Source organism: Klebsiella oxytoca (assembly GCF_009707385.1).
GTDB classification, from domain to species: domain Bacteria; phylum Pseudomonadota; class Gammaproteobacteria; order Enterobacterales; family Enterobacteriaceae; genus Klebsiella; species Klebsiella oxytoca_C.
In genome coordinates this window covers 756691-781198 of sequence record NZ_CP046115.1, presented here as the reverse complement: position 1 = coordinate 781198, position 24508 = coordinate 756691, and the positions used below count along the sequence as shown (strand labels likewise).

22 protein-coding genes and 1 pseudogene are annotated in these 24508 nt (G+C 52.4%); 9 read left to right on the top strand and 14 right to left on the bottom strand.

Features of this window, described 5'->3' with window-relative positions; translation table 11 throughout:
* Positions 1-74: 74 nt before the first annotated feature.
* Together GJ746_RS03695 and fhuF are read left to right on the top strand one after the other, a co-directional pair.
* Entirely contained in the window at positions 75-1121 is a 1047-nt protein-coding gene (locus tag GJ746_RS03695) for a GGDEF domain-containing protein (RefSeq protein ID WP_154678982.1), read from the top strand.
* A gap of 109 nt (positions 1122-1230) precedes the next feature.
* Positions 1231-2019: a siderophore-iron reductase FhuF gene (fhuF, locus tag GJ746_RS03690; protein ID WP_154678981.1), complete on the top strand. Its 789-nt coding sequence runs from the start codon at positions 1231-1233 to the stop codon at positions 2017-2019.
* Positions 2020-2065: 46 nt separating this feature from the next.
* Here fhuF and GJ746_RS03685 read toward each other — a convergent pair whose 3' ends face one another.
* Positions 2066-3409: a PTS sugar transporter subunit IIC gene (locus tag GJ746_RS03685; protein WP_154678980.1), complete on the bottom strand. Its 1344-nt coding sequence runs from the start codon at positions 3407-3409 to the stop codon at positions 2066-2068.
* Between the two features lie 341 nt (positions 3410-3750).
* On the opposite strand from GJ746_RS03685, the gene GJ746_RS03680 reads away from it, so the two are divergent.
* A complete protein-coding gene (locus GJ746_RS03680) occupies positions 3751-4209 on the top strand; it encodes a YbaK/EbsC family protein (protein ID WP_154678979.1) in 459 nt (152 codons plus the stop codon).
* Between the two features lie 11 nt (positions 4210-4220).
* On the opposite strand, the gene bglJ is transcribed toward GJ746_RS03680, so the two are convergent.
* The 4 genes from bglJ to pobA all read right to left on the bottom strand — a co-directional run bounded on the left by bglJ (position 4221) and on the right by pobA (position 7939).
* Positions 4221-4901 carry a DNA-binding transcriptional activator BglJ gene (gene bglJ, locus GJ746_RS03675; protein ID WP_195908793.1) on the bottom strand — a complete coding sequence of 227 codons (681 nt, stop codon included), beginning with the start codon at positions 4899-4901 and terminating at the stop codon, positions 4221-4223.
* Positions 4862-5584 carry a helix-turn-helix transcriptional regulator gene (locus GJ746_RS03670; RefSeq protein ID WP_154678977.1) on the bottom strand — a complete coding sequence of 241 codons (723 nt, stop codon included), beginning with the start codon at positions 5582-5584 and terminating at the stop codon, positions 4862-4864. Before GJ746_RS03670 ends, bglJ begins: the two co-directional genes overlap by 40 nt.
* A gap of 277 nt (positions 5585-5861) precedes the next feature.
* On the bottom strand, positions 5862-6731 hold the full coding sequence (locus GJ746_RS03665; protein ID WP_154678976.1) for a helix-turn-helix domain-containing protein: 870 nt from the start codon (positions 6729-6731) through the stop codon (positions 5862-5864).
* 23 nt (positions 6732-6754) lie between these two features.
* Positions 6755-7939, bottom strand: a complete 1185-nt coding sequence (gene pobA, locus GJ746_RS03660) for a 4-hydroxybenzoate 3-monooxygenase (RefSeq protein ID WP_154678975.1) — start codon at positions 7937-7939, stop codon at positions 6755-6757.
* A gap of 283 nt (positions 7940-8222) precedes the next feature.
* On the opposite strand from pobA, the gene GJ746_RS03655 reads away from it, so the two are divergent.
* From GJ746_RS03655 to opgB, 6 genes are all read left to right on the top strand, one after another.
* Complete coding sequence (locus GJ746_RS03655) at positions 8223-8999, top strand: threonine/serine ThrE exporter family protein (protein WP_154678974.1); 777 nt, start codon at positions 8223-8225, stop codon at positions 8997-8999.
* On the top strand, positions 8990-9463 hold the full coding sequence (locus tag GJ746_RS03650) for a threonine/serine exporter (RefSeq protein ID WP_154678973.1): 474 nt from the start codon (positions 8990-8992) through the stop codon (positions 9461-9463). The genes GJ746_RS03655 and GJ746_RS03650 overlap by 10 nt, the downstream gene beginning before the upstream one ends.
* Positions 9464-9664: 201 nt before the next feature.
* Entirely contained in the window at positions 9665-10204 is a 540-nt protein-coding gene (gene dnaT / locus GJ746_RS03645) for a primosomal protein DnaT (protein WP_154678972.1), read from the top strand.
* 2 nt (positions 10205-10206) lie between these two features.
* On the top strand, positions 10207-10944 hold the full coding sequence (dnaC, locus tag GJ746_RS03640) for a DNA replication protein DnaC (RefSeq protein WP_024273697.1): 738 nt from the start codon (positions 10207-10209) through the stop codon (positions 10942-10944).
* A gap of 65 nt (positions 10945-11009) precedes the next feature.
* Positions 11010-11504, top strand: a complete 495-nt coding sequence (locus GJ746_RS03635) for a DUF2501 domain-containing protein (RefSeq protein ID WP_154678971.1) — start codon at positions 11010-11012, stop codon at positions 11502-11504.
* Between the two features lie 258 nt (positions 11505-11762).
* Entirely contained in the window at positions 11763-14054 is a 2292-nt protein-coding gene (gene opgB, locus GJ746_RS03630; protein WP_154678970.1) for a phosphatidylglycerol--membrane-oligosaccharide glycerophosphotransferase, read from the top strand.
* Positions 14055-14108: 54 nt separating this feature from the next.
* On the opposite strand, the pseudogene GJ746_RS03625 reads toward opgB, so the two are convergent.
* The 9 genes and pseudogenes from GJ746_RS03625 to GJ746_RS03585 form a co-directional block, all read right to left on the bottom strand.
* Positions 14109-15071: pseudogene (locus tag GJ746_RS03625) on the bottom strand (Rpn family recombination-promoting nuclease/putative transposase).
* Between the two features lie 138 nt (positions 15072-15209).
* On the bottom strand, positions 15210-16220 hold the full coding sequence (locus GJ746_RS03620; protein ID WP_195908792.1) for an SIS domain-containing protein: 1011 nt from the start codon (positions 16218-16220) through the stop codon (positions 15210-15212).
* A gap of 17 nt (positions 16221-16237) precedes the next feature.
* Positions 16238-17299 carry an SIS domain-containing protein gene (locus tag GJ746_RS03615; protein ID WP_154678968.1) on the bottom strand — a complete coding sequence of 354 codons (1062 nt, stop codon included), beginning with the start codon at positions 17297-17299 and terminating at the stop codon, positions 16238-16240.
* Between the two features lie 12 nt (positions 17300-17311).
* Positions 17312-18163 (bottom strand): PTS system mannose/fructose/sorbose family transporter subunit IID, encoded by an 852-nt coding sequence (locus GJ746_RS03610; RefSeq protein ID WP_195908791.1) that lies wholly within the window; start codon positions 18161-18163, stop codon positions 17312-17314.
* Complete coding sequence (locus GJ746_RS03605) at positions 18141-18920, bottom strand: PTS mannose/fructose/sorbose/N-acetylgalactosamine transporter subunit IIC (protein ID WP_023291868.1); 780 nt, start codon at positions 18918-18920, stop codon at positions 18141-18143. The genes GJ746_RS03610 and GJ746_RS03605 overlap by 23 nt, the downstream gene beginning before the upstream one ends.
* Before the next feature lie 16 nt (positions 18921-18936).
* On the bottom strand, positions 18937-19407 hold the full coding sequence (locus tag GJ746_RS03600) for a PTS sugar transporter subunit IIB (protein WP_154678967.1): 471 nt from the start codon (positions 19405-19407) through the stop codon (positions 18937-18939).
* Positions 19408-19422: 15 nt separating this feature from the next.
* The gene (locus tag GJ746_RS03595; protein ID WP_154678966.1) at positions 19423-19845 is read right to left on the bottom strand and encodes a PTS sugar transporter subunit IIA; all 423 of its coding nucleotides are present in this window, start codon (positions 19843-19845) and stop codon (positions 19423-19425) included.
* Between the two features lie 99 nt (positions 19846-19944).
* On the bottom strand, positions 19945-22710 hold the full coding sequence (locus tag GJ746_RS03590; RefSeq protein WP_154678965.1) for a sigma 54-interacting transcriptional regulator: 2766 nt from the start codon (positions 22708-22710) through the stop codon (positions 19945-19947).
* Between the two features lie 343 nt (positions 22711-23053).
* A complete protein-coding gene (locus GJ746_RS03585; protein WP_154678964.1) occupies positions 23054-24499 on the bottom strand; it encodes a tagaturonate reductase in 1446 nt (481 codons plus the stop codon).
* Between the last annotated feature and the right edge of the window lie 9 nt (positions 24500-24508).

The window sequence follows — 24508 nt, the reverse complement described above, 5'->3', positions numbered from 1 at the left end:
GCGCACTATTTTTTATTATTCACGTCAAGCCAACATCATATTGAATTTTAACGATTAATAATGATAATCCCAACATGACTGCTCAATCCTGGCGTTCGCATTACGAACAAAAATATCAGTATTCCTTACGGCTATTTTTACTGCTTAATTTAGTTTCATCCTTCCTATCCCTTATCAACCCTCTTTTTACCGTTATTGCTTTTACCCTCCCCTGTTTTCTGATAGTTGCCTGCAGCACCGCCCTGCTGTTATGGCACTGGAAATTCTCGCAGCAAAAAATAAGTATTCCGTTTATTTCTCTGATATTTGGCCTGCTTTGGGCGTGGCACGTAGCGCAAAAAGCAATGGTGATGGACCCTCCACATTTTAACTATCTGGTTATCGCCTTATTAAGCGTATTATTTATTGGTGCTATTGCTTTTTCCAGTAATATCATTGCCTTTACTTTGCACTCTTTGCCAACATACATCACCTGCCTGGTACTTGATGGGGGGGAACAATGGTTGCGCATGTCCTGGTGCTTCGTATTGCCTATCGCAGGCATCACCCTTCAAAGCGTCATTCAGAAACGCAGCGATCTATTCACTCAGGGGCTAATGGATAAGCTTCTGAAAGAGCGAAATACCCTGAACGATCTCAGTATGCTGGATCCCCTTACCGGCTTGTATAACCGTCGAGGTCTACAAAATCGTCTGGATACCATACTTTCGCTCGACAGCAGCGGACATTATGTTTTGTTGTTGGATATTGATCATTTCAAAGCCTACAACGACCACTATGGGCATATGATGGGCGACCAGGCATTGATTCAGGTTTCAGCCGCCATTCGTAACGCCGTGCGCTCACGCGATATTGTTGCCCGCTTTGGTGGAGAAGAATTTATGGTGCTGCTGACCAGCAGCAGCGCAGAGAACGCGCTGCTGGCCGCAGAGCGAATTCGCCAACGGGTCTACGATCTGAAAATCCCGCATATGTTTAATGAAAGCGTCGCGACCAATGTCACCATTAGTATCGGTATGACCCCGCTAGTGGATGCTGATATCGATAGCGCATTAAAGCGAGCGGATAATGCGCTCTACGAAGCTAAAAATATGGGTCGAAACATTATTCTCGCTAGTTAGTCATCTACCGCGCAGCAGGGAGTCGCCGCGCGGAAAAATCTCTTGCCAGGCCGGCGTCATGGCATTAGTATCAAAAATCATTATCATTTAGATTTGTATCTGGCGCTCGATGGCTTATCGTTCACTCGCATTTAGCAATGACATCATCTGGCGGGCTCCGCTGCCTTCGGCCGAGCGTGAACTGGCGCATTCTATACGTGACAAAATTACCGCGCTGCGTCCTCATCTGCTGGATTTTATCCGTCTTAATGAAGAAGCGCCTCATCATGCGCTAACCCTGGCGGAGTGGTCGCAACCAATGGCGCTGAGCTCACTGATGGCGACCTGGTCCGATCATATTTATCGTCACCAGCCAGGACAAGCCCGTGAGCGAAAACCGCTCCTCTCCCTTTGGGCACAATGGTATATCGGTTTACTGGTCCCCCCTTTAATGTTGGCCCTGTTAAGCGAAGAACGCACCATTAGCCTGGCGCCGGAACATTTTCACGTCGAGTTTCATGAAACCGGCCGTGCTGCCTGTTTCTGGATTGATGTCCATTCAGCAGATACTTCCGCGAACCAGTCCGCTCAGCTCCGAATGGAAAGGCTAATCACCACGGCTTTACAACCCGTGGTACAGGCCCTGGAAGATACCGGCGATATCAATGGCAAACTCATCTGGAGTAATACGGGTTATCTAATCAACTGGTATCTCGGGGAGATGAAAACGCTGCTTGGGGACGAAGAAGTTGCCGCTCTGCGCCGGCACTGCTTCTTCGAAAAACATCTATCAGACGGCCAGGATAACCCGCTCTGGCGGACGGTGGTTTTACGAGAAGGACAGCTCGTACGCCGCACCTGCTGCCAGCGCTATCGCCTGCCGGACGTTCAGCAGTGCGGTGACTGCACGCTGAAATAATCTATTGATAAGTAAAAGGGCGGCTATTCCAGCCGCCCTTTTGTTTTTATGCCGTCTGCTGGCTCTCTTCCACCATGCGCTGCGCCTCTTCGGCCTCCTGCGCCAGCAGCTGTTTCTCGTACACCTTAAAGAACGGGAAATAGATAATCGCGGAAACGCAGGCAAGGACAAGCACCAGAATCGCCGCCCGGAAATCCCAGCCCAACGCCCATGCGCCGCCAATCGGTGCCGGAGCCGTCCACGGAACAACCGAAATCACCCGACCAATAAGATCAAGCTTCATCGCGGCCCAGGCCAGTACGGCGTTAACCATCGGCGCCAGCAGGAAGGGAATGAAAAATACCGGGTTCATTACGATAGGCGTACCAAAAATAACCGGCTCGTTAATGTTAAAAAGGCTTGGCACCACGCTCAGACGACCAATCGAACGCAAATGTGCAGAGCGGCTGCGCAGATAGCAGAATACCAGCCCCATCGTCGCCCCAGAACCGCCAACCACGATAAAGAATGTCCAGAACGCTTCCATAAAGATATGCGGCAGCGGGGCTCCCTGAGCCAGAGCCTGCTGGTTCATGCCAAGATTAGTTAGCCAGAACATCTGCAGCATACCGGAAACAATAGCCGCGCCGTGAATACCCGCAAACCACAGCAGATGCCCCACCAGAACCGCCAGCAAAATTGCCGGAAGTGAATCTGCCGCGGAAACCAGGGGCTTAAAAATAGCCATGATGGCCTGAGGGATCAGCATATCAAAATGATGCTGGATAAAGAGGCTCAGGGGGTAAAGCGTCAGGACGACAACCAGTACCGGGATCAACAGATCAAACGAGTTTTTGATCATTGGCGGTACCTGATCCGGCAGGCGAATACCAATATTACGCACCTTAAGGAAACGCATCATTTCAACACAGTAGACGGCCACCAGAATCGCGGTAAAAATCCCCGTTCCTCCCAGGCTATCTACCGGCAGGTTACCGTTAGTTTTTGGCGCCGCCACCAGCAGGAAGGCCATAATCGACAGCATGGCGCACATGAAAGGATCGAGCTGATTCGTTTTTTCGTAATGCTTACCGAGGTTATAGGCGATCGCAGCGCAGATATAGATAGACATTATGCCCATAGTCATATCAAACGGCGTCAAAATACGCCCTTCAAACTCTTTTGCCAGATCCAGCCAGGCACGGGCAAATCCCCAGGTGGTATCCGGCGAAAACGGCGGATAGGCAAATACCAGAAGAAAAGAGCCTACAATCATAAACGGCATCGCGGAGATAAAACCATCACGGATAGCCATAACGTGGCGCTGAGACGATATGCGCCCGGCGACAGGGCTGATGTAATTTTCTACAAAGCGAAATATCAGATTAAATGCAGCATGGTTAGCAGACATAGCAGCCCTCCTGACAGGCTAGATGAACAGGCCCAACAACGATTTTTTTGCCGTTATGATGAACACTATTCGGCGAGTGGATTACCTGATCGGATAACCCACTAGCGATACAGCTCAAGAAAGTTCTGTTCATCCTCGGCTCTTTTGTTATAGGTGACGCAGGGAAGTTACCTTGTCAGTATTCATGTCTATATGAATAACCGCAACCGGTTACAGTAACCGGTTGCGGTGAATGTGAAGGAGATCCAGAAATTGGAAAGAATCTTGATTATCTACCAGCTATATTTACACTTTGCGATGCTTGTGACAGATTTTTAACAAGCCTTAATCAGGAGATTCCAATGAGTCTGCAGTCCGTGCGGCAGTTTTTTACTGACCACGCCCCCGATATCGAAATCATCGAACTAAATCAGAGTACGGCCACGGTAGCATTAGCCGCAGCGGCGCATAACGTTGAACCCGGGCAAATAGCAAAGACCCTCTCTTTAAAAATAAAAGACAGAGTTGTGCTCGTTGTCGCAAAAGGCGATGCACGGCTGGACAATAAAAAACTAAAGGAGACATTCGGCGCCAAAGCGCGGATGTTAAGTAGTGACGAAGTTATTACGCTAACCGGCCATCCCATTGGCGGCGTCTGCCCATTTGGCCTGGAAATTCCGCTGGCCGTCTACTGTGATATCTCTCTAAAGCAGTATCCTGAAGTGCTGCCAGCAGCAGGTTCAATCCATAGCGCCGTTCGCATTTCGCCCGAGCGAATGGCGCAGCTGACTGATGCTACCTGGATTGATGTCTGTCTTTAATAGATCGGGCACTACTGAGCAAGGCATATGCTTCTGGCATCATCATTATTCGCCGATAAGCGCATTAATATATCCGCCGCGCTCAGTAGTCCCATATCAGAACTCACGCCAAGTTTGGTCATAGCGTTGAATTTATGGGCACGAATCGTTTTGATATTTCGTTCCAGCTGTGTCGCAATTTCAGGCAATGAGTAACCATAGGACATATAGCGCAGGATCGTATGTTCCGTTGGGCTCAGAATTTGACTATACATGCCCTGTTTCTGGCTTAGGGAACACTCATTAGCCTGATAGCTGTTATCAAGAAGCTGGAGCAGGTGTTCCTGCAACACTAGCCGACAGGCTGATTTATTCAGAATGCCGTGTAAGCGATAAGGCGTAAGATGGTTAACCAAACGCATTTCCGCTTCATCATTTGCTAAGATAATTCTCTGTATTTCAGGGTAATAACGCGCGATGTCATGGAGGAAAAGTAAGCTTTCAAGGCGAGAGCGGCGATTACCTGAAAGAGAGAAAATAACCGCTGAAAAATGGGCGGACTTAAATTCTCGCTTTAATTCCTGAGTATTCTTAAAGAACTGAATACAATAATTCTTACCGCTTTCATTAAGTAACACATGACGGAGAGCCACTTCCGTCATCGCGCATTTCTCTACGATAGCGATGTATCGTGCTGGGTGATTTTTTTCCATTCCGCTTGGTCTCCATAGGCTGAATAAATATTCAGTTCCTTCATTCCTTGTGCACTGTTAATCCAGGCATACATCTCTGCGTTACTGCGCAAAGATAAGCGGCGCATCGCACTATTTTTCTGCGCACTTATGGTTTTATTACTTTTCTTTAATAAAGCGGCTATTTGATTAATGCCCCATCCTTTTGCGATAAGTCTTAATACTTTACGCTCTGAAAGGGTCAAGATAACTATATTTGACTGTTCTTCACCAATGGCAGGCATTGCAGGCGAGAATAATGTCTGGCTGATTCGCTCGGCGGCAAGACCTCCAGCGCGAATCACTTCGATCAGGCGCTTTACCGGTTCACTATCTGAAATTAATGAACTTTCAGGCCGCATTAATAATTCAACCGCTAATGGATAACAGGCGTTTCCTACCATAAAGACCCAATGTATATCCCTGTATTGGGTCATTAAAGAGTAGTAGTGCTCGCAGACCTGTCCTGGCTGCTCAATTTCACCAGATAAATCAGCAATAACCAGCACCGCACGACGCAATTGCAGCAGAGTGAGTTCCTCCTGAGAACGGCAAAAACTCAACTCATAATCAGGAAGATGCTCCCCAACGATTGCCTTCAATCCGGACTGCATAACCGGTATTCTGCTGATAATAATGCCGAACTTACCCTGTCCTGGTAACATAAACCCTCCGCTTCCTGTCGAAGATTCACAACCGGCAAAAAACAATCAGATAAATAATTTAGCAATTATCATATTGTTTTGCCAAAATGAATCTTTATCGTCCCTGGCGAGTACGCTATATCGTACCCTAAAGCCAACTTATATATATGAGGAGTAACATATTATTGTTATCCATGCCAATGATTAACATTAACACAGGTAGTTGTCAGCAATAAATTAGAAATGGTTAATATCATCGTTAGATACGCTAACTTAAGATATATTAAATAAAGATTTTTTATTTTATTTTTTTCCTAAATACTTTAGGTGATTCTCCACTATAACGACGAAAGAAACGAGAAAAATAAGCCGCATCAGTAAATCCTAAATAATCAGAAAGTTGTGCGATAGTCATGCTGGTATATTGCAGGTTGCGACGAGCCTCAAGCATTAATCTTTGATGCAAAACACCTAGCGCACTGCAGCCATAGAATTCATGGCACAAATAATTCAGGTGAGTCGCAGACACGCCAACCAGTCGGGCATACCCGGCGAGAGGCATATGTTCACGATAGTGGCTTTCAATGAGGCGGGAGAAATGACGCATAACGCTACGCCTGCGTTCAGCTTTGTCCTCCGCTATCGGCAGCGGGCGATACTGTCTGTTTAGCCAGACCAATAACGCCCCTAACAGGGAGTGCAGCATCATTTCTCGCGCATCGTAATCCTCACCGTACTCTTCACGCAAAGCGGTAAACAGCGCCCGAATATGACCCCGGGACGCTTTCACCGGTACGCACTGCGGCTGGTTCAGTACGTCCAGCTGGCGGCCAAACTGGTTTTCAAAACGCCTGAGCAGCGGCAGGGCCAGCGATAACACATACCCTTCCGTTCCGGGCGAAAAGTGAAATCCATGAATGCACAACGCCGGAACCACCTGGATACAGGATTCCATCATCACGGTCGTCGTCCCTTCGATTTCAATTTCCGCTCGTCCTTTATGCAGATATAAAAGCTGCACGAGCTCAGCGTGCTGATGCACGCGGATGTGCCATTCATAAAGATGACTACGCTGGAGTATCGACTCGCAGTGCAGAAGATCGGGCGTTGGCCAGCCCTGTTCTTCGCCATACAGTTTGAAAACGGGAATGGTACTAACTGTCTGCATCGCGGCTCCTGAGCTTTTTAGTTTTACACCACGCGCTCCATCGGCAGACCGACATAGTTTTCCGCGATGGTGGTTAATCCGGCGCGTGATTCAAGATAATAACGACGATCCGCCGCCTGCATTTTTCTGTCGAACTCGCTTTGTTGCGGGAAATCATGCAGCAAACGAGTCATAAACCAGCTGAACCGTTCACCTTTCCACACTCGGTCCAGGGCAAAGCGTGAGTAGGTTGCCAGCAGATCGCTACGACCATGGTGATAATATTCCCGCAGGATCCGCCACAGATAGTTCACATCGGACGCCGCGAGGTTCAGTCCCTTAGCTCCGGTAGGCGGTACGATATGCGCCGCATCCCCGACCAGGAATAACCTTCCATACTGCATCGGCTCCACCACATAGCTGCGCAGCGGTGCGATGCTCTTCTCAAGTGAGTGACCAGTCACTAACTTTCCGGACAGCTCATCGGGCAGGCGCTGTTTGAGCTCATCCCAGAAGCGCTCATCGGTCCATGCCTCAACCTTTTCACTGAGCGGTACCTGCAGGTAATAGCGGCTTCGTGTAAGTGAGCGCTGACTACAGAGCACAAACCCACGTTCATGATGCGCATAAATAAGTTCCGGGTTAACCGGTGGCGTATCGGCCAACAACCCAAGCCAGCCAAACGGCCAGACGCTCTCGTACTCTTTGAGGATCCCCGCAGGAATACTCTGCCGGGAAACACCATGAAATCCGTCACAACCGGCGATAAAATCGCACTCTAAACGGCAGTTTTCGCCATTGCTGACAAAAGAGACCCACGGACGGTCACTTTTCGCATCATTAATGACGACATCGCTGACCCCATAAATCGTCGTTGCCCCGCTTTCAGTTCGCGCAGCCATTAAATCTCGCGTCACTTCAGTCTGGCCGTATACCATCACGCTTTTGCCTTCAGTCAGTTCCGTCAGCGCAACCGGTACCCGCTTACCTTCAAACAAAAACTCGACCCCATGATGGACCAGGCCTTCAGCATCCATCCGCCGGGCCGCCCCGGCTTCGCGCAGCAGCTCAACCGTACCGCTTTCCAGAATCCCCGCACGAATCCTCCCCAGCACATACTCTGGCGTCTGTCGTTCAAGGATAACGGTCTGAATCCCGGCTTTGTGTAGTAGCTGCCCCAGCAACAGTCCGGATGGACCCGCTCCGATAATCGCCACCTGTGTTTTCATAGCATCGCCTCACCACGGTTAATTATTTGTTATTTTTTTGTATATCAAAAGTTCGAATTTGCATTTTTGATAAGTCTGATGGGAAAAAGAAGGGAGAAATTGGTGCAAAGATTGTACTTTTCACCAATTTTGCGGAAGTGTGGCAGAGTTCAAATTTCAGGGAGTCAACAGAACGGGTGATTTTTTACACATTGTTTGATCCGGAACGCTCAGATAAAACAAGACTTCAGGTAAAAGTATCGCCAGACACTACGGCACAGGGCATTACGGACAGCAGGTATTTATGCAAGCAGAACGGGCAAGCCAGCGCACAATCACGCGATTGTGCATTCAATGTGGTCTTTTCTTATTACAGCACGGTGCGGAAAGCGCGCTGGTTGAGGAGCTTTCGACCCGTCTGGGTCTGGCATTGGGGATGGATAGCGTTGAAAGTGCAATCTCTTCCAATGCGATTGTGCTCACAACCATCAAAGATGGCGAATGCCTGACTTCAACGCGAAAAAACACCGATCGCGGTATCAATATGCACGTCGTCACAGAAGTACAGCATATTGTGATTATGGCGGAGCATAAGCTACTGGATTATAAAGATGTCGAAAAACGTTTCGCGCAAATTAAACCTCTGCGCTATCCGCGCTGGCTGCTGGTTTTAATGGTTGGCCTTTCCTGCGCCTGCTTTTGCAAGCTCAACAACGGCGGCTGGGACGGCGCGCTGGTCACGTTGTGCGCCAGTACGGTAGCCATGTATATTCGCCAGGTATTGACTCATCGCTCCATGCATCCACAAATCAACTTCTGCATCACCGCCTTTGTCGCAACCACTATCTCAGGGTTGATGCTGCGGCTTCCGGCTTTTGCCAGTACGCCGACGATAGCGATGGCCGCCAGCGTTCTGCTGCTGGTACCCGGTTTTCCGCTGATCAACTCCGTTGCTGACATGTTTAAAGGACATATCAATACCGGCCTGGCGCGCTGGGCAATTGCCAGTCTGCTAACGCTCGCCACCTGTATTGGCGTCGTGATGGCGATGACGATGTGGGGGCTGCGCGGATGGGTATAATTATGTTTCTCTACGACCTGGCGCAGGATATGGTGCTGGCCGCTATCCCCGCAGTTGGCTTTGCCATGGTATTCAACGTCCCACAGCGTGCGCTGCGCTGGTGCGCGCTGCTGGGGGCTATCGGCCACGGTTCGCGCATGGTCATGATGACCGCAGGTTTTAATATTGAATGGGCGACGTTTATGGCTGCCCTGCTGGTTAGCTGCATCGGTATCCAATGGTCCCGATGGTATCTGGCACATCCTAAGATTTTCACCGTTGCGGCGGTGATCCCGATGTTCCCAGGAATCTCCGCCTATACTGCGATGATTTCTGCGGTCAAAATCAGCCACTTCGGCTACTCGGAAGAGATGATGATTATGCTGTTGAGCAATTTCCTTAAGGCGTCTTCCATTGTTGGGGCATTATCTATCGGTCTTTCCATTCCTGGCCTTTGGCTCTACCGTAAACGTCCGCGCGTATAGCAGGCCGCGCCGCGGGTCATCTGCGGCGCTCCTTCCTGAGCGACCTCTATGCTACTATACCCGTCATACTTCAAGTTGCATGTGCGTTGGCCGCATTCGTTCACCCCAGTCAGTTGCCGCCTTCCTGCAACTCGAATTATTTAGGGTAAATGTGTGCAATTGCCCCCCTTTCTTTTAGTTGTTCAGAGTTGAGATTGATTTATGTCTTCACGAATATTAACTACCGATTTTAGCGGTCTGGATGACTTCATGCAGGATCACGCGGCGGTACTGGCAAAATCGACCAGCGGCACAGTCGCCGTATTTGCCAACAACGCCCCCGCATTCTATGCGCTGACGCCGGAGCGTCTTGCTCAGCTGCTGGAACTGGAAGCGAAACTCTCGCGTCCCAATAGCGATATCGCGCTGGACGCGCAGTTTTTTGACGAGCCTGCGGCAGCCCCTGTTGCGGTGCCGATGGGTAAATTCCCGATGTATGCGGACTGGCAGCCGGACGCAGATTTTCAGCGCCTGGCCGCGCTTTGGGGCATTGCCCTGAGCCAGCCCGTTACGCCAGAAGAGCTGGCCGCCTTTGTCGCTTACTGGCAGGCGGAAGGCAAAGTCTTTCATCATGTCCAGTGGCAGCAGAAGCTGGCGCGTAGCGTACAGATAGGTCGGGCAAGCAACGGCGGCCAGCCCCGCCGCGATGTTAACGCGATTAGCGAACCTGAAAATCATATTCCACGAGGATTCCGAGGATGAGCATGAAAAATGTCGGCGACCTGATGAAGCGCCTGCAAAAGATGATGCCAGCCCATGTCGAACCCGCGTTTAAGACAGGTGAAGAGCTGCTGGCATGGCAAAAAGAACAGGGCAAACTACGTTCTGAAGCCCTGGAACGCGAAAATCGCGCCATGAAAATGCAGCGCACATTTAATCGCTCCGGCATCCGTCCCCTGCATCAAAACTGCTCGCTGGACAACTATCGGGTTGAGTGCGAAGGCCAGATGATTGCGTTATCCAGGGCGCGGCAGTACGTCGAGGAGTTCGACGGCAATATCGCCAGCTTTATCTTCTCCGGTAAACCGGGTACCGGGAAAAATCATCTCGCCGCTGCCATCTGTAATGAGCTGCTGCTGCGGGGTAAGTCGGTGTTGATTATTACCGTCGCCGATATCATGTCAGCGATGAAAGATACTTTTGGCAACCGGGAAACCAGCGAAGAGCAGCTTCTTACCGACCTGAGTAAGGTCGATCTACTAGTGATTGACGAAATCGGCATGCAGACGGAATCGCGCTACGAGAAGGTTATCATTAACCAGATCGTCGATCGCCGCTCCTCATCGAAGCGCCCTACCGGTATGCTGACTAACAGCACGATGGACGAAATGAACAAGCTGCTTGGCGAGCGCGTCATGGACCGCATGCGTCTTGGCAATAGTCTGTGGGTTAATTTCAATTGGGAAAGCTACCGCGATCGCGTGACCGGAAAAGAGTATTAAGATTATTCTGAACACGGCCAGCGTTATACTTATAAGATTATTCAGTCACGGCGAAGAGTACGTCTATGAAATCTGCAAAAACGATGTTCCGCACGGCAATAGTAGTCAGTGCTTTATTGACCTTCGGCGCCCACGCCACCAGCTGGCAGGATTCCCTGTCCAGCGCTGCTAATCAGCTCAGCAACCAAAGCAGCAGCCAGCAAAGCGGCGGAATGTCGCTCTCTTCGCTGACAGGATTGCTTAACGGCGGGAGCCAGTCGTTAACCTCCAGCAGCATGAATAATGCCGCCGGAATTATGTCTTACTGCGCGAAACAGAAACTGGCTTCGGTAACCAATACCGAAAACATCAAAAATCAGGTTCTGGATAAGCTCGGCCTCAGCACGCCGGAAAAACAAAAAGAGGACACCAGCTACCTCAATGGTCTACAGGGGCTGCTGAGTAGCAAAGATGGTCAGCAGCTTAATCTGAATAACCTTGGCAGCAGTCCGCTGGCGGAGAAAGTGAAAACCAAAGCCTGCGACCTGGTACTGAAACAGGGCGTTAGCTTCCTCTCCTGATCCTACACGCTTAATGCCGCGTTTGGCGCTTTAGTCCCGCCAGCGCGGCCGCAACGCCGATTTCTTCACATCGTTCCCCTTTCAGCCCCAGACAGGCAAGATGTGAGCCCGTTCAAAAACGGCGATTTATAAACCAATTCTGAACCACAGCACAATTTCATGACGATACAATTGCGGCAATATTACGCTGCAATTACAGTGTAGAGTGGAAAAGGATCTATCTGGCCAGCCGACAGCTGGCGTGAATGAGGATGAGCTGTGTCAGAGTTGTTATCCATCGCCCTGTTTCTTGCTTCGGTGATGATTTACGCATTAAAAGCCGGTCGTAATACCTGGTGGTTCGCCGCCACGCTCACGGTGCTGGGCCTGTTTGTTATTTTGAATATTACCCTCTACGCCAGCGACTACTTCACCGGCGACGGTATCAATGACGCGGTGCTCTATACGTTAACCAACAGCCTGACGGGCGCGGGCGTGAGCAAATATATTCTGCCTGGCCTCGGGCTGGTTGTGGCGCTAGTCGCGGTATTTGGCGCGCTCGGCTGGGTGCTCCGCCGCCGCCGTCATCATCCTCATCATTTTGGCTACAGCCTGGTCGCGCTGGTCCTGGCGCTGGCGTCAGTGGATGCCAGCCCGGCCTTCCGTCAGATTAGCGAGCTGGTCAAATCCCAGTCCCGCGACGGCGATCCAGATTTTGTGGCCTACTATAAAGAGCCTTCAAAGAGCATCGCTAACCCAAAGCTGAACCTGGTGTATATCTATGGTGAAAGCCTTGAGCGCACCTACTTTGATAACGAGGTGTTCCCGGAGCTTACTCCTGAGCTCGGAAAGCTAAAAAGCGAGGGGCTGGACTTCAGCAATACCACCCAGCTGCCGGGCACTGACTACACGATTGCCGGGATGGTCGCCTCCCAGTGCGGAATCCCACTCTTTGCGCCGTTCGAAGGCAACGCTTCGGCCTCGGTTTCCAGCTTTTTCCCGCAGAATGTCTGTCTGGGAGACATCCTGAAAAACTCTGGTTACGAGAATTACTTCGTTCAGGGAGCGAACCTGCGCTTCGCCGGAAAAGATGTTTTCCTGAAATCACACGGTTTCGATCATCTGTATGGCGCCGAGGAGCTAAAAACCACGGTCGCCGACCCGGCCTACCGTAACGATTGGGGCTTCTACGACGACACGGTTCTTGATGAGACCTGGAAAAAATTCGAAGAACTTTCGCAATCCGGAAAACGTTTTTCGCTGTTCGCTTTGACGGTCGATACCCATCATCCGGATGGTTTTATTTCCCGAACCTGCCAGCGTAAAAGCTACGATATGGACGGTAAAAAGAACCTCTCCTTCAGCGCCGTCTCCTGTAGCCAGGAGCATATCGCGGCGTTAATTGAGAAGATTAAAGCTTCGCCGTGGTTTAAAAACACGGTCATCGTGGTGTCATCGGATCACCTGGCGATGAAAAACAGCGCCTGGGATTATCTGAACAAACAGGATCGCAGTAATCTGTTTTTTATTCTGCGCGGCGATGAACCGCAGCAGGATGTCCTCGCTATCAAACGTAACACCATGGATAACGGTGCCACCGTGCTGGATATTCTCGGCGGCGATAATTTTATTGGCCTTGGTCGCAGCAGCCTTTCCGGAGAATCGCTTTCAACCGTTTTCCTCAATATGAAAGAGAAGGTGCTGGCGTGGAAGCCGGATATTATCCGCCTGTGGAATTTCCCTAAAGAGATGAAGAACTTCACCGTTGATTCGCAGAAAAACATGATCTCCTTCTCCGGCAGTCATTTCCGCCTGCCGCTGCTGCTGCGCATCTCCGATAAACGCGTTGAGCCGCTGCCGGAAAGCGAATACTCCGCGCCGCTGCGCTTCCAGCTGGCCAGTTTCGCGCCGCGCGATAACTTCGTCTGGGTAGACCGTTGCTATAAAATGGGCCAGCTCTGGTCGTCGGAGCTGGCGCTCTCTACCGACTGGTGCGTGTCGCAAGGCCAGTTGGGCGGTGAACAGCAGGTCCAGCGCGTCGACAAAGCCCAGTGGCAGGGTAAAACCGCGTTCAAAGATACGCTTATTGATATGGAGCGCTATAAGAACAACGTTGATACCCTGAAAATCGTTGATAACGATATTCGTTATAAAGCCGACAGTTTCGTCTTTAACGTGGCCGGCGCACCGGAGGAAGTAAAGCAATTCAGCGGTATTTCACGTCCGGAATTATGGGGACGCTGGTCCAATGCGCAGCTCGGAAATGAAGTAAAAATTGAATATAAAGAGCCGCTGCCGGAAAAATTCGATCTGGTGATTACGGCTAAGGCCTACGGGCCGAACGCCAATAAACCGATTCCGGTGCGCGTGGGCGACAGTGAACAAACGCTCACTTTGCTTAACGATGTGACCACCACTACCCTGCACTTCGATAACCCGTCGCACAGCAGTACGTTAACTATTGCGCCGCCGGACCCGCAGTCGACTAATGAGGGTAATATTCTCGGCCATGCCCCAAGACAACTGGGCATCGGCATGGTTGAAATCAAAGTGGTCAAACGCGAAGGCTAAAGCAATTCTGCCCGGTAGATTTTTGCGCCGGGCAGCAGTTTCCAGGGCCGGGTGTTAACAATAAAGCGGCTTTAATTCATCTGCCGAAAGCCCGGTAATCCTTTGTACCGTCTCTTTGTCCAGACCGTTCTGCAGCATACTGCTGGCAATGCGCAGCGCCTCGCGTCGGCTTCCTTCCTGTAAGCCTTCCAGGTGCCCTTCTTGCCGGCCTTCTAGTCGGCCTTCTTGCCGACCTTCCCGTCTCCCCTCCAGACGACCTTCCTGCTTGAGCTTTTGAGCGATAGACATCAACCTCTCCTCATATTGTGGCAGACGGCGGGCCAACCGGCGGAGAAACACGCTCGGTTCGGCGGTATTGCCGTACTGCAGCATATAATGAAACAGCACTCTCAACTGCCTGCGGTTAGTGTATCCCAGCATCACAAGGGTCGCCAACGACTCCGTAATCCCGCTGAGATCGCGCTGGCGAATATGCTTTTGCATCAGCTCCAGCAGAGCGACCCGCCGGTGCTGAACGATTTCATCGTCCGGCATCACCGTAACGTCGATCAACGGAAACGGACAACCATACAGCTTCTTCGCCATCTGCGGATCGGTAAATTCATCCAGCCAGTTCAGGGAAAAGGGATAAGGGCTGGTCGCACCGTGATAAAAAAGCATCGGCACCACCAGCGGCAGCGTTTTGTGCCCGGCGTCGAGGTGCCGCTGCATCGCGGCGATCGCATAGCGCATCAGGCGAAAAGCCATATGGTTATCCGGCGAGCTCTGATGTTCAATCACCACGTAAACATACCCCTGGCCGGAGGTGGTTTGCACCGATCACAGCACGTCCGAATACCAGGCGCGCAGATCCTCATCGATAAAGCTCGCCGATTGCAGCTTCAGCGTGGAAAAATCGCACCGCTGGCGAACTTCCTCGGGAAGGTAGAGCATGAGAAAATCATTCGCCGTCTCCGGATGGCGAAGAAATCGTTTAAAGACCGCATCATGCGGCGTTGAGGTCATCCGTTTTTTCATGGCCGTCCGCTTGCCTGAAAGAGAAGGAAAGCCGGACTCTACCACCGGTTTTTACCCGGCTGGATTTGACGATGATTTTCTGGGAAGCGCCTCGGAGAATAGCGCGGCGGCCAGCCTTGCTGACCGCCACAGGAGGGTTTAGTAATCAAACTGCCGATAATAACGGCGTATATTAAGGTCGTGCCCGGTATGGTGTTCAAAGTGGGCCGCCAGCCGGTCCACCAGCAGGGTGGAAACCACGCACGGCGCCATAATCCAGCGGAAAGCGTCATCAATACCGTTCAACGGATAGTCGCGCGGGTCGATAACCACCAGGTGGTCGGTGATCTTCTCAGCGAAGCGTTCAACACGCTCATCCAGCGCCCGGCATTTACCCTCACCTTTCACCAGGAACAGGGGGACCTCTTTTTCCAGCAGCTCCAGGGTGCCGTGAAAAAACTCAGCCGAGCTCACCGACTTGGTTCGCTTCCACTGCATCTCTTCGAGAATACACATCGAGAACAGGTAGACTTCCCCCCACATTTCCGCCCCGCCAATCCACATCATGTAGTCGCTATTATGGTATTGCCCGGCAATTTTATCCGCCTGCGGATCGAACTGGCGCTTGGCCTCTAGCAGATTTTCCGGCAGCAATTCCAGCTGGCTGGCAAAACGCTCATATTCAGCAAACTCGCCGTGACGATAAATCACGCGGAAGAATAACCAGTACAGCAGCATATACTCATATTCCACACCGTTCTTGTGGCACATCGGAATATGCCAGCTCGCCGCCTCGGCTAATGGCGAATCGGCGTTACGGGTAATGGCCACCACGCGAATCCCTTGGGCTTTACACCATTCGGCAATGGCCACCGACTCTTTAGTATCACCGGATTTGGATAACGTAACGACTACCGCATCTTTATTTAATTTTTTATGCCCGCGATGGATTAATTCCGCCGCCTGCTCAAGATAAACCGGCACGCTGGTTAATTCTTTGGCAAACTCATTAATTGCCATCATTGGGGCTAAAGAACCGCCTACCGATGCAAAAAATAAGGCGCTACATCCGCTGTGATAAATAGCGTCGGCAACGTTTTCAGCCTGTTTGCGCGCAGCAATGATCTCGCGAGCACTGGTCAGGTACTCGTCCTGATTAAAACCCAACATAGTTTTCTCCTGAATAATCAGATTTTACTTTTTAATACGCGGTCAAAATCGTCGAAAATACGTATGGCCAGATCGATACCTTTCAGTCCGGCGGTATGCCAGGCGAGCATCTGGACAGGGACAATCAGCAGCAGCGGCGCCAGGTGATGCTCGCACGGGCAGTTTAGCGCCAGCGTTTCTTCACCCTCTTCGTTGCCCAGCTTCAGGGTAAAGGCCCGGGCCACGGACGGCGCCATATAGTCGCGCAGCGCCCGGGTTCGCTCGTCCGGCGTATCTTCAATAAACAGCATCACATGGCGGGCATTGGCCTCCAGATAGGGGCCGTGCATATACGCTTCCAGCTCAAAGCCGCTGGAAGGCACGCGTACCGTCTCGGTAAATTTGGTTTCGAACTCCTTCGCCACGCCAACCAGCGCGCCGTAGCCGGTAGCGACAAAGCGCTCGCCGCCCCGCAGCGTTTCGCCATGCCTGTCGATAAACCGCGAGGTGCGGGCAATGACATCCGGGATCGCCGCCGCCAGCCTCTGTAATTCAGCAAGATAGTGCTGCTCCTCGACCTCTCTGGCTTTTCCCTGGCTACGGGCAATCATCAGCGCCATCAGCAACAGATTCAGCACCGTGGCGCTAAACCCGCGGGTGACAAACCCCACGCTCTCAATCCCGGTGTTAATATCCAGTATCCCGTCGCAGGCGCGGGCTATCGGGCTTTGCGGGTCAGAGGTCAGGGCAAAAACCGGCAGGTTCAATGCCTGCACCTTACGCATCGCCTCCAGCGTCGACGCGCTTTTTCCGCTTTGTGAAATCGCCACTACCAGATCGGTATGCGGGTCGATAGCTTCGTAATGGGTAAAGTTGTACGGCTCTTTAATTTCAACCAGCAGGCCAAAGCGTTGTTCAAAGAAATAACGTGCACAAAGAGCGGCGTTCAGCGACGATCCGGTCGCCAGCAGCAAAATTCGGCGTACCGGATGCTGGCTGGCAAAGGTCTCAATCGCCGCCAGCTTTTGCCGGTAGTCACGCAGGATCTGCGTCAGACAGGCCGGCTCTTCGCTGATATAAGTCATCATCGTTGGTATCATTTTCGACTCCTGTTAAAACAAGCCAATCCACGAACCCAGAATGCCCACCAGCGCCATTCCGCCGATAATAGAGAGCGGTTTAACTTTGCGCCCCAGCAGCCAGTAAACGATGCCGAAACTCACCAGCGGCAGCATGCAGGGCAGAATGTCGTTGATGATGTCCTGCACCTGGGTTTTTGCCTCCCCGGCGCCAAATGAAACAGGGATAGTGATATCGATCATTGAGGCTGTCATCGCCCCCACCACCATTAACCCGATAATCGACGCCCCGTAGGTCAGGCTCTCCATCATTCCGCTCTTCTGGATCCGCTGCAGTACCCCGGTGCCCAGAACGTAGCCCCAGCGGGTAAAGAACCAGCGCACCAGGATGTGCGGCACGTTAAACACCAGCAGAAACAGGATCGGCCCGAGAATATTGCCCTTTAACGCCAGGCTGGTGCCGATACCAGTGGCGATCAGGCGCAGCGTGCCCCAGAAGAAGGAATCTCCCAGCCCGGCCAGCGGCCCCATTAGCGATGCTTTGACGTTATCAATCGCGTTGGCATCCATGTTTTTCTGCTGGCTATTTTTCTCCTCCATCGCGGCAGTGATCCCCAGCAGCAGGGTGACGATATGCGGCGTGGTATTGAAGAACACCAGATGACGTTTCAACGCTCCGGCCAGCTCCTCTTTGCGCGGATAGAGCTTTTTCAGCACCGGAATCAGCGCGTAGACAAAGGCGAGATTCATCTGCCGCTCATAGTTCCACGAGAACTCCATCTGGAAAGAACGCCAGAAGACCCGGCGTAAATCGCGCGGCGTAATGCCCGTTTCTTCCTGCTCCTGCGGCTGCAGGGTCTCCTCAGAAATCATCTTCGTCGTCATCACTGACTCCTTGTTCTGTCGTCGTACGAGGTGCGCTCAGCGCGGTGACGTTAACCATCACCACCGCCACGATAGCGCCGAGAATGGCGATACCGGTCACCGGGATTTTCAAATAGGCCATCAGCACGAAGCCGAGGAAAAAGTACGGCGCAACTTTCTTGTTAATCAGTAATCTGGCAAGCATCGCGAAGCCAAGAGCCGGGATAATTCCGGTGGCGACGCTCAGGCCATGTTTGATAAATTCCGGGATCGTATCGAGCAGGGATTTCACCGCATTGCTGCCAACCAGGAATGAAACGGTGACCACCGTGGCCAGCATCAGCGACAGCCCGAATCCGGCAATCAGGTGCATCCGTTCAATGCCGCGCGTATCCGCCCGTTCCGCGTAGCCGTCCGCCTTCTGGCTGAGCAGCGGAATGAACATCCCCAGATAGACGTTTTTCAGGATCAGCGTCAGGGTGGCGATAGGCAGGCCAAGCAGCAGCGCCGTTTCCGTGCCTGCGCCGGAAGTAATGGCGAACGCCACGCCGAGAATACCGCCGGTTACCACGTCGGGTGGGATCGATGCGCCGACGGAGAAAGAGCCGATAAACGCCAGCTCAAGCGTCGCGCCCATAATGACGCCGGTCTGGACATCCCCCAGCACCAGTCCGGTCAGCAGTCCGGTGACGATGGGACGTGAGATCAGCGACGTCCCTAAGGCATATTCTGATTGCGCGATAAACGCCACCAGACCCAGTAAGAGAGCCTCTACCATAATCTGTCCTCCGGCATTAAACGCATTCCGCAAAAAGCTGTTTGCGATCGTTAGGGACCTGGCGAATCTCCACCTCGACGCCTTTCCCCACCAGTTGTTGCAGCTGTTCTATTTCTTCCGGCAGTAAATTAATCGCCTTAGAGATATTTTTACTGCCCTCTTTGGCCTTAATTCCACCGAGATTAATACTTTTTATGTCCTCAACGGCGCTGGCAATACGCCAGGCGTCATTTACCGATTCCACGACAATAAATAAATTATACTTATCGGTAACCCCGCTTTTTATCGCTTCAACAGAGTCGTTTATATTTTTAATTACCAGTTTAACCGCGGGCGGTTTAGCAAGCTTAATCGTGGTTTTCCGCAGTTCATCCTCGGGAACACTATCGTTGGCGATTAAAATGCAATCGGCGCCGACGTATTGGGTCCAGGAAAAGGCAACCTGGCCGTGAAGTAATCGATGGTCTACCCTTAATAGCGTAATCATAATTGCTTCCTCATTTCAGAAGTCTTTATCAATAGTCATCGCACTGGCAATCGTCTGATTGCAGTACTGAATGCTCTCTTTAGCGCTTATTAATGCTTCAGAAATTAATTTCTCGGTATTCTCTTCCCCTGCGGAAATAAGCAGGTCAATAATTAACGGCAGATTTAAACCAGATAATAAATGGAAGCGCGGGCGCGATAAAAAACGCACAAACTCATTATTAACGCTACCAGCGAAAATATCCGTAATGACAATTAACTCATCCTCGGCGGGAAAACGCGTCAGCAGCGTCTCCACCTGCTGCGTCAGATCGGCCTCCTCTTCCGTATAGGCGCACAGAGTATGAATATTCGGCTGTTTACCGAGGATCAGCTCCACGGAGTTCAGCAATCCGTTAGCAAAGGTGCCATGGCTGGCAAAAATATAGTGTCGTTTCATCCTTACCTCGAAAGCGCATTCCACTGCTTTCTTGATTGCAACCGGCGTGCCAGAAACAGTGGCGCGTCGGTTAGCGCAAGGACAAAAAGATGAGAAACGTTAAAACTCTTGATCTTCCTGAATAAATTCCGTTTCCCGCGTCAGGATATCGTGAATGTAATAGAGCTCTACTGCGGGAATTTTGACACTATATCCGCTCTCGATGACACTAAAGGCCTCACGTAGCGTAGCCAGCTCGCTCTCCGGACACTGCTTTCCCGAGTAATGAGTGGGTGAAGCGTTGCGAATTAAACGCTCTATCAGACAGCTAATATGCACATACAGCGCCACCTTACGATCGTTGGGCACATCGCACCCGGCCAAATGCTCATAGCGCAGCAAAAACTGCTCGACCTGGTTGATGACCTTACCGGTATCAAGGATCGTCACCGACTCGATCACCCGACGTAGCGAGAAGTTTTTCAGGAGCAGGTTATTGATCTCGCCGATCTGTTCAGAGGAGGCCAGTTCGCCGAAGATACGCATCAACGGGCGGCTCCCTTCGCCAGAAATCAGCGAATCCAGCGAGATCCACGGCAGATCGGCAAGATGCGGATCGAGAGTACCGACGATCGCCAGCACCTCGTAGCGGCTTAGCATCGGCTCCCGCCGCGACGGATCGGCGAGGGTTTCCACATCGCATGCCACAATATCAATGCCGAGCGCTTCAGGAATGCTGGCCTTTAACAGCGCCGACAGGTTCGCCGCCGCCCCCAGACCGGTGGCGCAGGTGGTAAGAATCGCCCGCGGTTTGTCGTTTTGCGGGTAATAGAGCTGGTGCTCAACCGCCAGATCGTCGCCAATCTCACGGACAATATCTTCCAGCATATCGCCCTGTAAAATCCGTTCGCCGACGTACATCGCCATTCCGGTAGAGACGTTATTCACAATCGCCACCGGCGTGTGCAGGCGACGATTAAAATGGCTGTGAATGGCGTTCAGCGACCCCATATCGACCAGAATGATCAGCCCTGACGCCAGCGCGTGGCTCTCAATATAGGCCATCACCTGATTAGCGATAGCCTCCGGCGTTACATCCAGCGGCATATCGAATGACTCAAACAGCTGATTTTTCAGCAACCGGTTCGCGACGTTGGCGATGCTGCTGGCGGTGGCGTAACCGTGGGCGAGGATAATTGCCCGGGTCATCTGCTGCTGGCTGATGGCACCGTTTTTCTGTAACCACAGTACCAGCAGCAGCAGGTCAATACGCCGGGGTTCAATGTCCAACTTCAGCGCCAGCGCGCTAAGGATCTCCTGACAAAAGCGATACATCAGCGGGTATTTCTGCGCCAGGAAATCCTCCAGCTGGCGGCTTTTCTCGTTGCTCATCGTCGACTGCGCCTGGCGAGAACGATGAATCAGATAGTGGCTTAAAGCGTAAATACAGTTGCCGTTAAACTGGATATTGAAGCGCTTTTCAAGGCGATAAAACTCCTCCCGCACCTGATGAGCGATCAGCAGCAGCATATGTGAGCTATGGGTATCGTGATTATCAAATATCAGCCGATCGAAGAGGGTTTCAATCTCCTCGCCCATGCTTTTTTGCGCCTCTTCCCAGAGCGCTTTTTTACTCAGCACCGCCTCATACAGCGCGAGAACCCGGCACTGAGTATCGTAAATCAGCCCCTGAACCGGGTCGCGCGCGCGCAGCAGCCAGAGCAGGCTGGTCTGCGGTTCAATAAGCAGCGGCTCCTGCTGGCCCAGCGGTTCACCGAGCGCCGGCGTCGCGGCCACGATATTTTCCGGCAGATCGTGCAGCGTGACGTTAAGCCTTTCGCTGCCCGGAGACCTGGCCCAGGCCGACGCAACGGCGTACTTAATCACGTTTTTTAGCTCACCGACGTTGCCGCGATAAACATAGTGCGTCAGCACCTGCAAAAGCCGCGGCGTCAGCTGCAGCCGGGCGGCCAACGTGCGCGCCTCCTGCCAGAAAAACTGCAGCGTTAACGCCTCTTTCTCTTCCCGGCTGCGATTTTGTAAATCAGGTAAGCTGACAAGAATCGGAATACGGCGAATAAAGGTGGTCAGAAAAGTGCTGTGAATATCTTCGGTGGTGGCAAACACCAGCCGCAGCGAAATCGGCATCCCCTGCGCCGTTTCTCCCACCCGATAGATCTCTTTACGGTCCAGCCAGGTGAAGAGCTTCTCCTGCCCCTGCGCATCCAGGCGGTGGACTTCATCGAGAAACAGCACACCGCCGTTTGCCGCCTCAAACGCCCCGGCTTTATCGCTCTGCGCGCCGGTAAATGCACCTTTGACGTAACCAAACAGGTTGGCGGCCAGCAGCTCCGGGTTACTGGCATACTGGGCGCAGTTGAAGCTGACAAAGGGCGCCTCGGGAGACAGCAGTCCCTGGGCGATGGCAAACTCATGCATCAGCTCCGCCATATAGCTTTTGCCGGTACCGCTGTCGCCAGTGATAAGCAGCGGTAGCCCGCCGTTGGGATAAAACAGCGCGGTTTTCATCTGCTCAATCGGTTTACGCAGGCTGCCGTCATGGCCGGTCAGCAACGAAAAATGATCCGCCTGCTGCGGCTGGCGGTCGCTCTCCGCCAGCAGCTCCGCCATGCTGGCGTACTCGCTGCGGGAAAGGGGGAAGAACTGCTGGCAAAAGGCTTTTTTATGCAGAAAATAGACCGGTCGGGTGTTGATCTTCACCAGCACGTTCTCGGCGACCAGCTGATTGAGATAGTGGCTGGCGGTGTTTCTTTGCATGGCAAAACGCTGGGCCAGATAGCTGGCGGTAAAGACCTCGCTCAGGTTATCCGGATCAAAAAAATCCGTCTGATTGTGCAGAAAAGCCAACAGTTCCGTTTTACGCATCGCATCCCCCATCATTGCCATCGCAGGCGCTTAGAGCCTATCCCATCAGGCGTTATTGGCGCAGCCAGTTTGAACACGACCAGCGCGGAAGAACCGGAGCGTACACGTAGTACGTGAGGATAATTCGCTACGCTCCCCCTTCGGGCCGCCCTGAAGGGCGTTCAAAACTCTGTGAGTTTTGTCTGAGCACTGCCCAGGTTCAAAAAGGCAAGCAAAATAGCCTAATGGGAAAGGTTCTTATGATGAGGGAAATCTACCAACCGTTGGCGCTTAATTTATTTTTTGCGGTTCAGAGCACAAAAAAAACGGCGCCCAAATCCGCGGACGCCGCACAACAAACCTGTTACAGCCGCGTCAGGGCCTCCCGCATCCCCGCGCTCAAAATCATTTCCAGATACCGCGTGACCTGGTCGGCAAGCCCCGGAACGGTCGTCAGATCTTCACCCCAGTGTGTTGCATCCTGCAGGACTTCCGTGACCAGTTCATGCAGCGGGCGGCCGCGCGCCACCTGCGCCCATCCATCGGCAAAACGGGTTAACCAGACGTCATCATCCTGCAGCGGATACATCTGCCCATCACGCTGACCGCGGTAGAAGGCGATGAGCGCCGCCAGGGCAAACGTTAGCCGCGGCGGGATCGCGCCGTGCTGGCGGATATTGGTCAGCAGCTGCGGCAGGATCCGGGTGCGGAACTTGGTCATCCCGTTCAGGGCGATGGAGAGCAGCTGATGGCGAATAAAGGGATTGAGAAAACGCCCGGTGACCGCATCGGCAAACTGCCGTAGCTCATCGGCAGGTAAGTCCAGCGCCGGAATAATCTCCTCGTCGATAGTTTGCTGCACATAATGGCGAATGGCCAGGTCCTGCATCGCTTCGCCAACGGTATCGACGCCGCACAGCCACGCAACGGGGACCAGCGCGGTGTGCGCACCATTGAGAATGGCGACTTTGCGCTCTTTATAGGGCCGAATATCCTCTACGATATGAATATTGAGCGGGCAGCGGTCAAGCCGCAGTTGCCCCGCCAGCGCCTGCGGCCCCTGAATAACGAACAGCCAGAAGTGTTCGGCGGTGTCCAGGAAAGCATCGTGGTAGCCCAGCTCAGCCTCCAGCTTTTGCGCTTCATCGCGCGGATAGCCGGTCACGATGCGGTCAACCAGCGTTGAACAAAAGGTGTTGGCCGTTTCAATCCAGTCGCTAAATGCCGCAGGCAGCTGCCACTCTTTGGCATAGCGCAGCACCAGCGCCTTCAGCGCCTCGCCGTTATAGTCAATCAGCTCGCAGGGGATAATCGTCCACCCCTTATCCTCTGCGCCGTTGAAATGGCGGAATCGTTCGAGCAGCAGCTGGGCCAGCTTTGCCGGGAAGCTTACCGGCGGCATGTCGTCAGGCCGGTCCCCGGCATGATAGCTGATGCCCGCTTCGGTGGTGTTTGAAAATACGAGTGCAATATCCGGGTTACGGGCCAGCGCCAGATAGCCGGCAAAATCCTGCCAGGGGTTAATCTCATTGTTTACGGAGCGAATAATCCGCGCTTCGCTCACCGCCTCGCCGCGTTCGTCCAGACCGCGGATCACCGTGGTGTAAAGCCCGTCCTGGGTATTTAACGACGGCGGAAACTCGGTGTTGATTGGGCGAACAATGGTAACTCCCGCCGCCAGATCGGTTTTCTCATTCAACAGATCCAGCTGCCAGTCAATAAACGCTCGCAGGAAGTTGCCTTCGCCGAACTGGATCGCACGGGTCGGATACTGCGCTCCCGGGAAATCTTTTCTGTTTAACGTTTTCATGGTCTTCCC

Bases quoted from the DNA above. Each gene is read 5' to 3' on its own strand.
- GJ746_RS03695 (WP_154678982.1), top strand. From the start codon at position 75: ATGACTGCTCAATCCTGGCGTTCGCATTACGAACAAAAATATCAGTAT.
- fhuF (WP_154678981.1), top strand. From the start codon at position 1,231: ATGGCTTATCGTTCACTCGCATTTAGCAATGACATCATCTGGCGGGCT.
- GJ746_RS03685 (WP_154678980.1), bottom strand. From the start codon at position 3,409: ATGTCTGCTAACCATGCTGCATTTAATCTGATATTTCGCTTTGTAGAA.
- GJ746_RS03680 (WP_154678979.1), top strand. From the start codon at position 3,751: ATGAGTCTGCAGTCCGTGCGGCAGTTTTTTACTGACCACGCCCCCGAT.
- bglJ (WP_195908793.1), bottom strand. From the start codon at position 4,901: ATGGAAAAAAATCACCCAGCACGATACATCGCTATCGTAGAGAAATGC.
- GJ746_RS03670 (WP_154678977.1), bottom strand. From the start codon at position 5,584: ATGTTACCAGGACAGGGTAAGTTCGGCATTATTATCAGCAGAATACCG.
- GJ746_RS03665 (WP_154678976.1), bottom strand. From the start codon at position 6,731: ATGCAGACAGTTAGTACCATTCCCGTTTTCAAACTGTATGGCGAAGAA.
- pobA (WP_154678975.1), bottom strand. From the start codon at position 7,939: ATGAAAACACAGGTGGCGATTATCGGAGCGGGTCCATCCGGACTGTTG.
- GJ746_RS03655 (WP_154678974.1), top strand. From the start codon at position 8,223: ATGCAAGCAGAACGGGCAAGCCAGCGCACAATCACGCGATTGTGCATT.
- GJ746_RS03650 (WP_154678973.1), top strand. From the start codon at position 8,990: ATGGGTATAATTATGTTTCTCTACGACCTGGCGCAGGATATGGTGCTG.
- dnaT (WP_154678972.1), top strand. From the start codon at position 9,665: ATGTCTTCACGAATATTAACTACCGATTTTAGCGGTCTGGATGACTTC.
- dnaC (WP_024273697.1), top strand. From the start codon at position 10,207: ATGAAAAATGTCGGCGACCTGATGAAGCGCCTGCAAAAGATGATGCCA.
- GJ746_RS03635 (WP_154678971.1), top strand. From the start codon at position 11,010: ATGAAATCTGCAAAAACGATGTTCCGCACGGCAATAGTAGTCAGTGCT.
- GJ746_RS03620 (WP_195908792.1), bottom strand. From the start codon at position 16,220: ATGTTGGGTTTTAATCAGGACGAGTACCTGACCAGTGCTCGCGAGATC.
- GJ746_RS03615 (WP_154678968.1), bottom strand. From the start codon at position 17,299: ATGATACCAACGATGATGACTTATATCAGCGAAGAGCCGGCCTGTCTG.
- GJ746_RS03610 (WP_195908791.1), bottom strand. From the start codon at position 18,163: ATGACGACGAAGATGATTTCTGAGGAGACCCTGCAGCCGCAGGAGCAG.
- GJ746_RS03605 (WP_023291868.1), bottom strand. From the start codon at position 18,920: ATGGTAGAGGCTCTCTTACTGGGTCTGGTGGCGTTTATCGCGCAATCA.
- GJ746_RS03600 (WP_154678967.1), bottom strand. From the start codon at position 19,407: ATGATTACGCTATTAAGGGTAGACCATCGATTACTTCACGGCCAGGTT.
- GJ746_RS03595 (WP_154678966.1), bottom strand. From the start codon at position 19,845: ATGAAACGACACTATATTTTTGCCAGCCATGGCACCTTTGCTAACGGA.
- GJ746_RS03590 (WP_154678965.1), bottom strand. From the start codon at position 22,710: ATGCGTAAAACGGAACTGTTGGCTTTTCTGCACAATCAGACGGATTTT.
- GJ746_RS03585 (WP_154678964.1), bottom strand. From the start codon at position 24,499: ATGAAAACGTTAAACAGAAAAGATTTCCCGGGAGCGCAGTATCCGACC.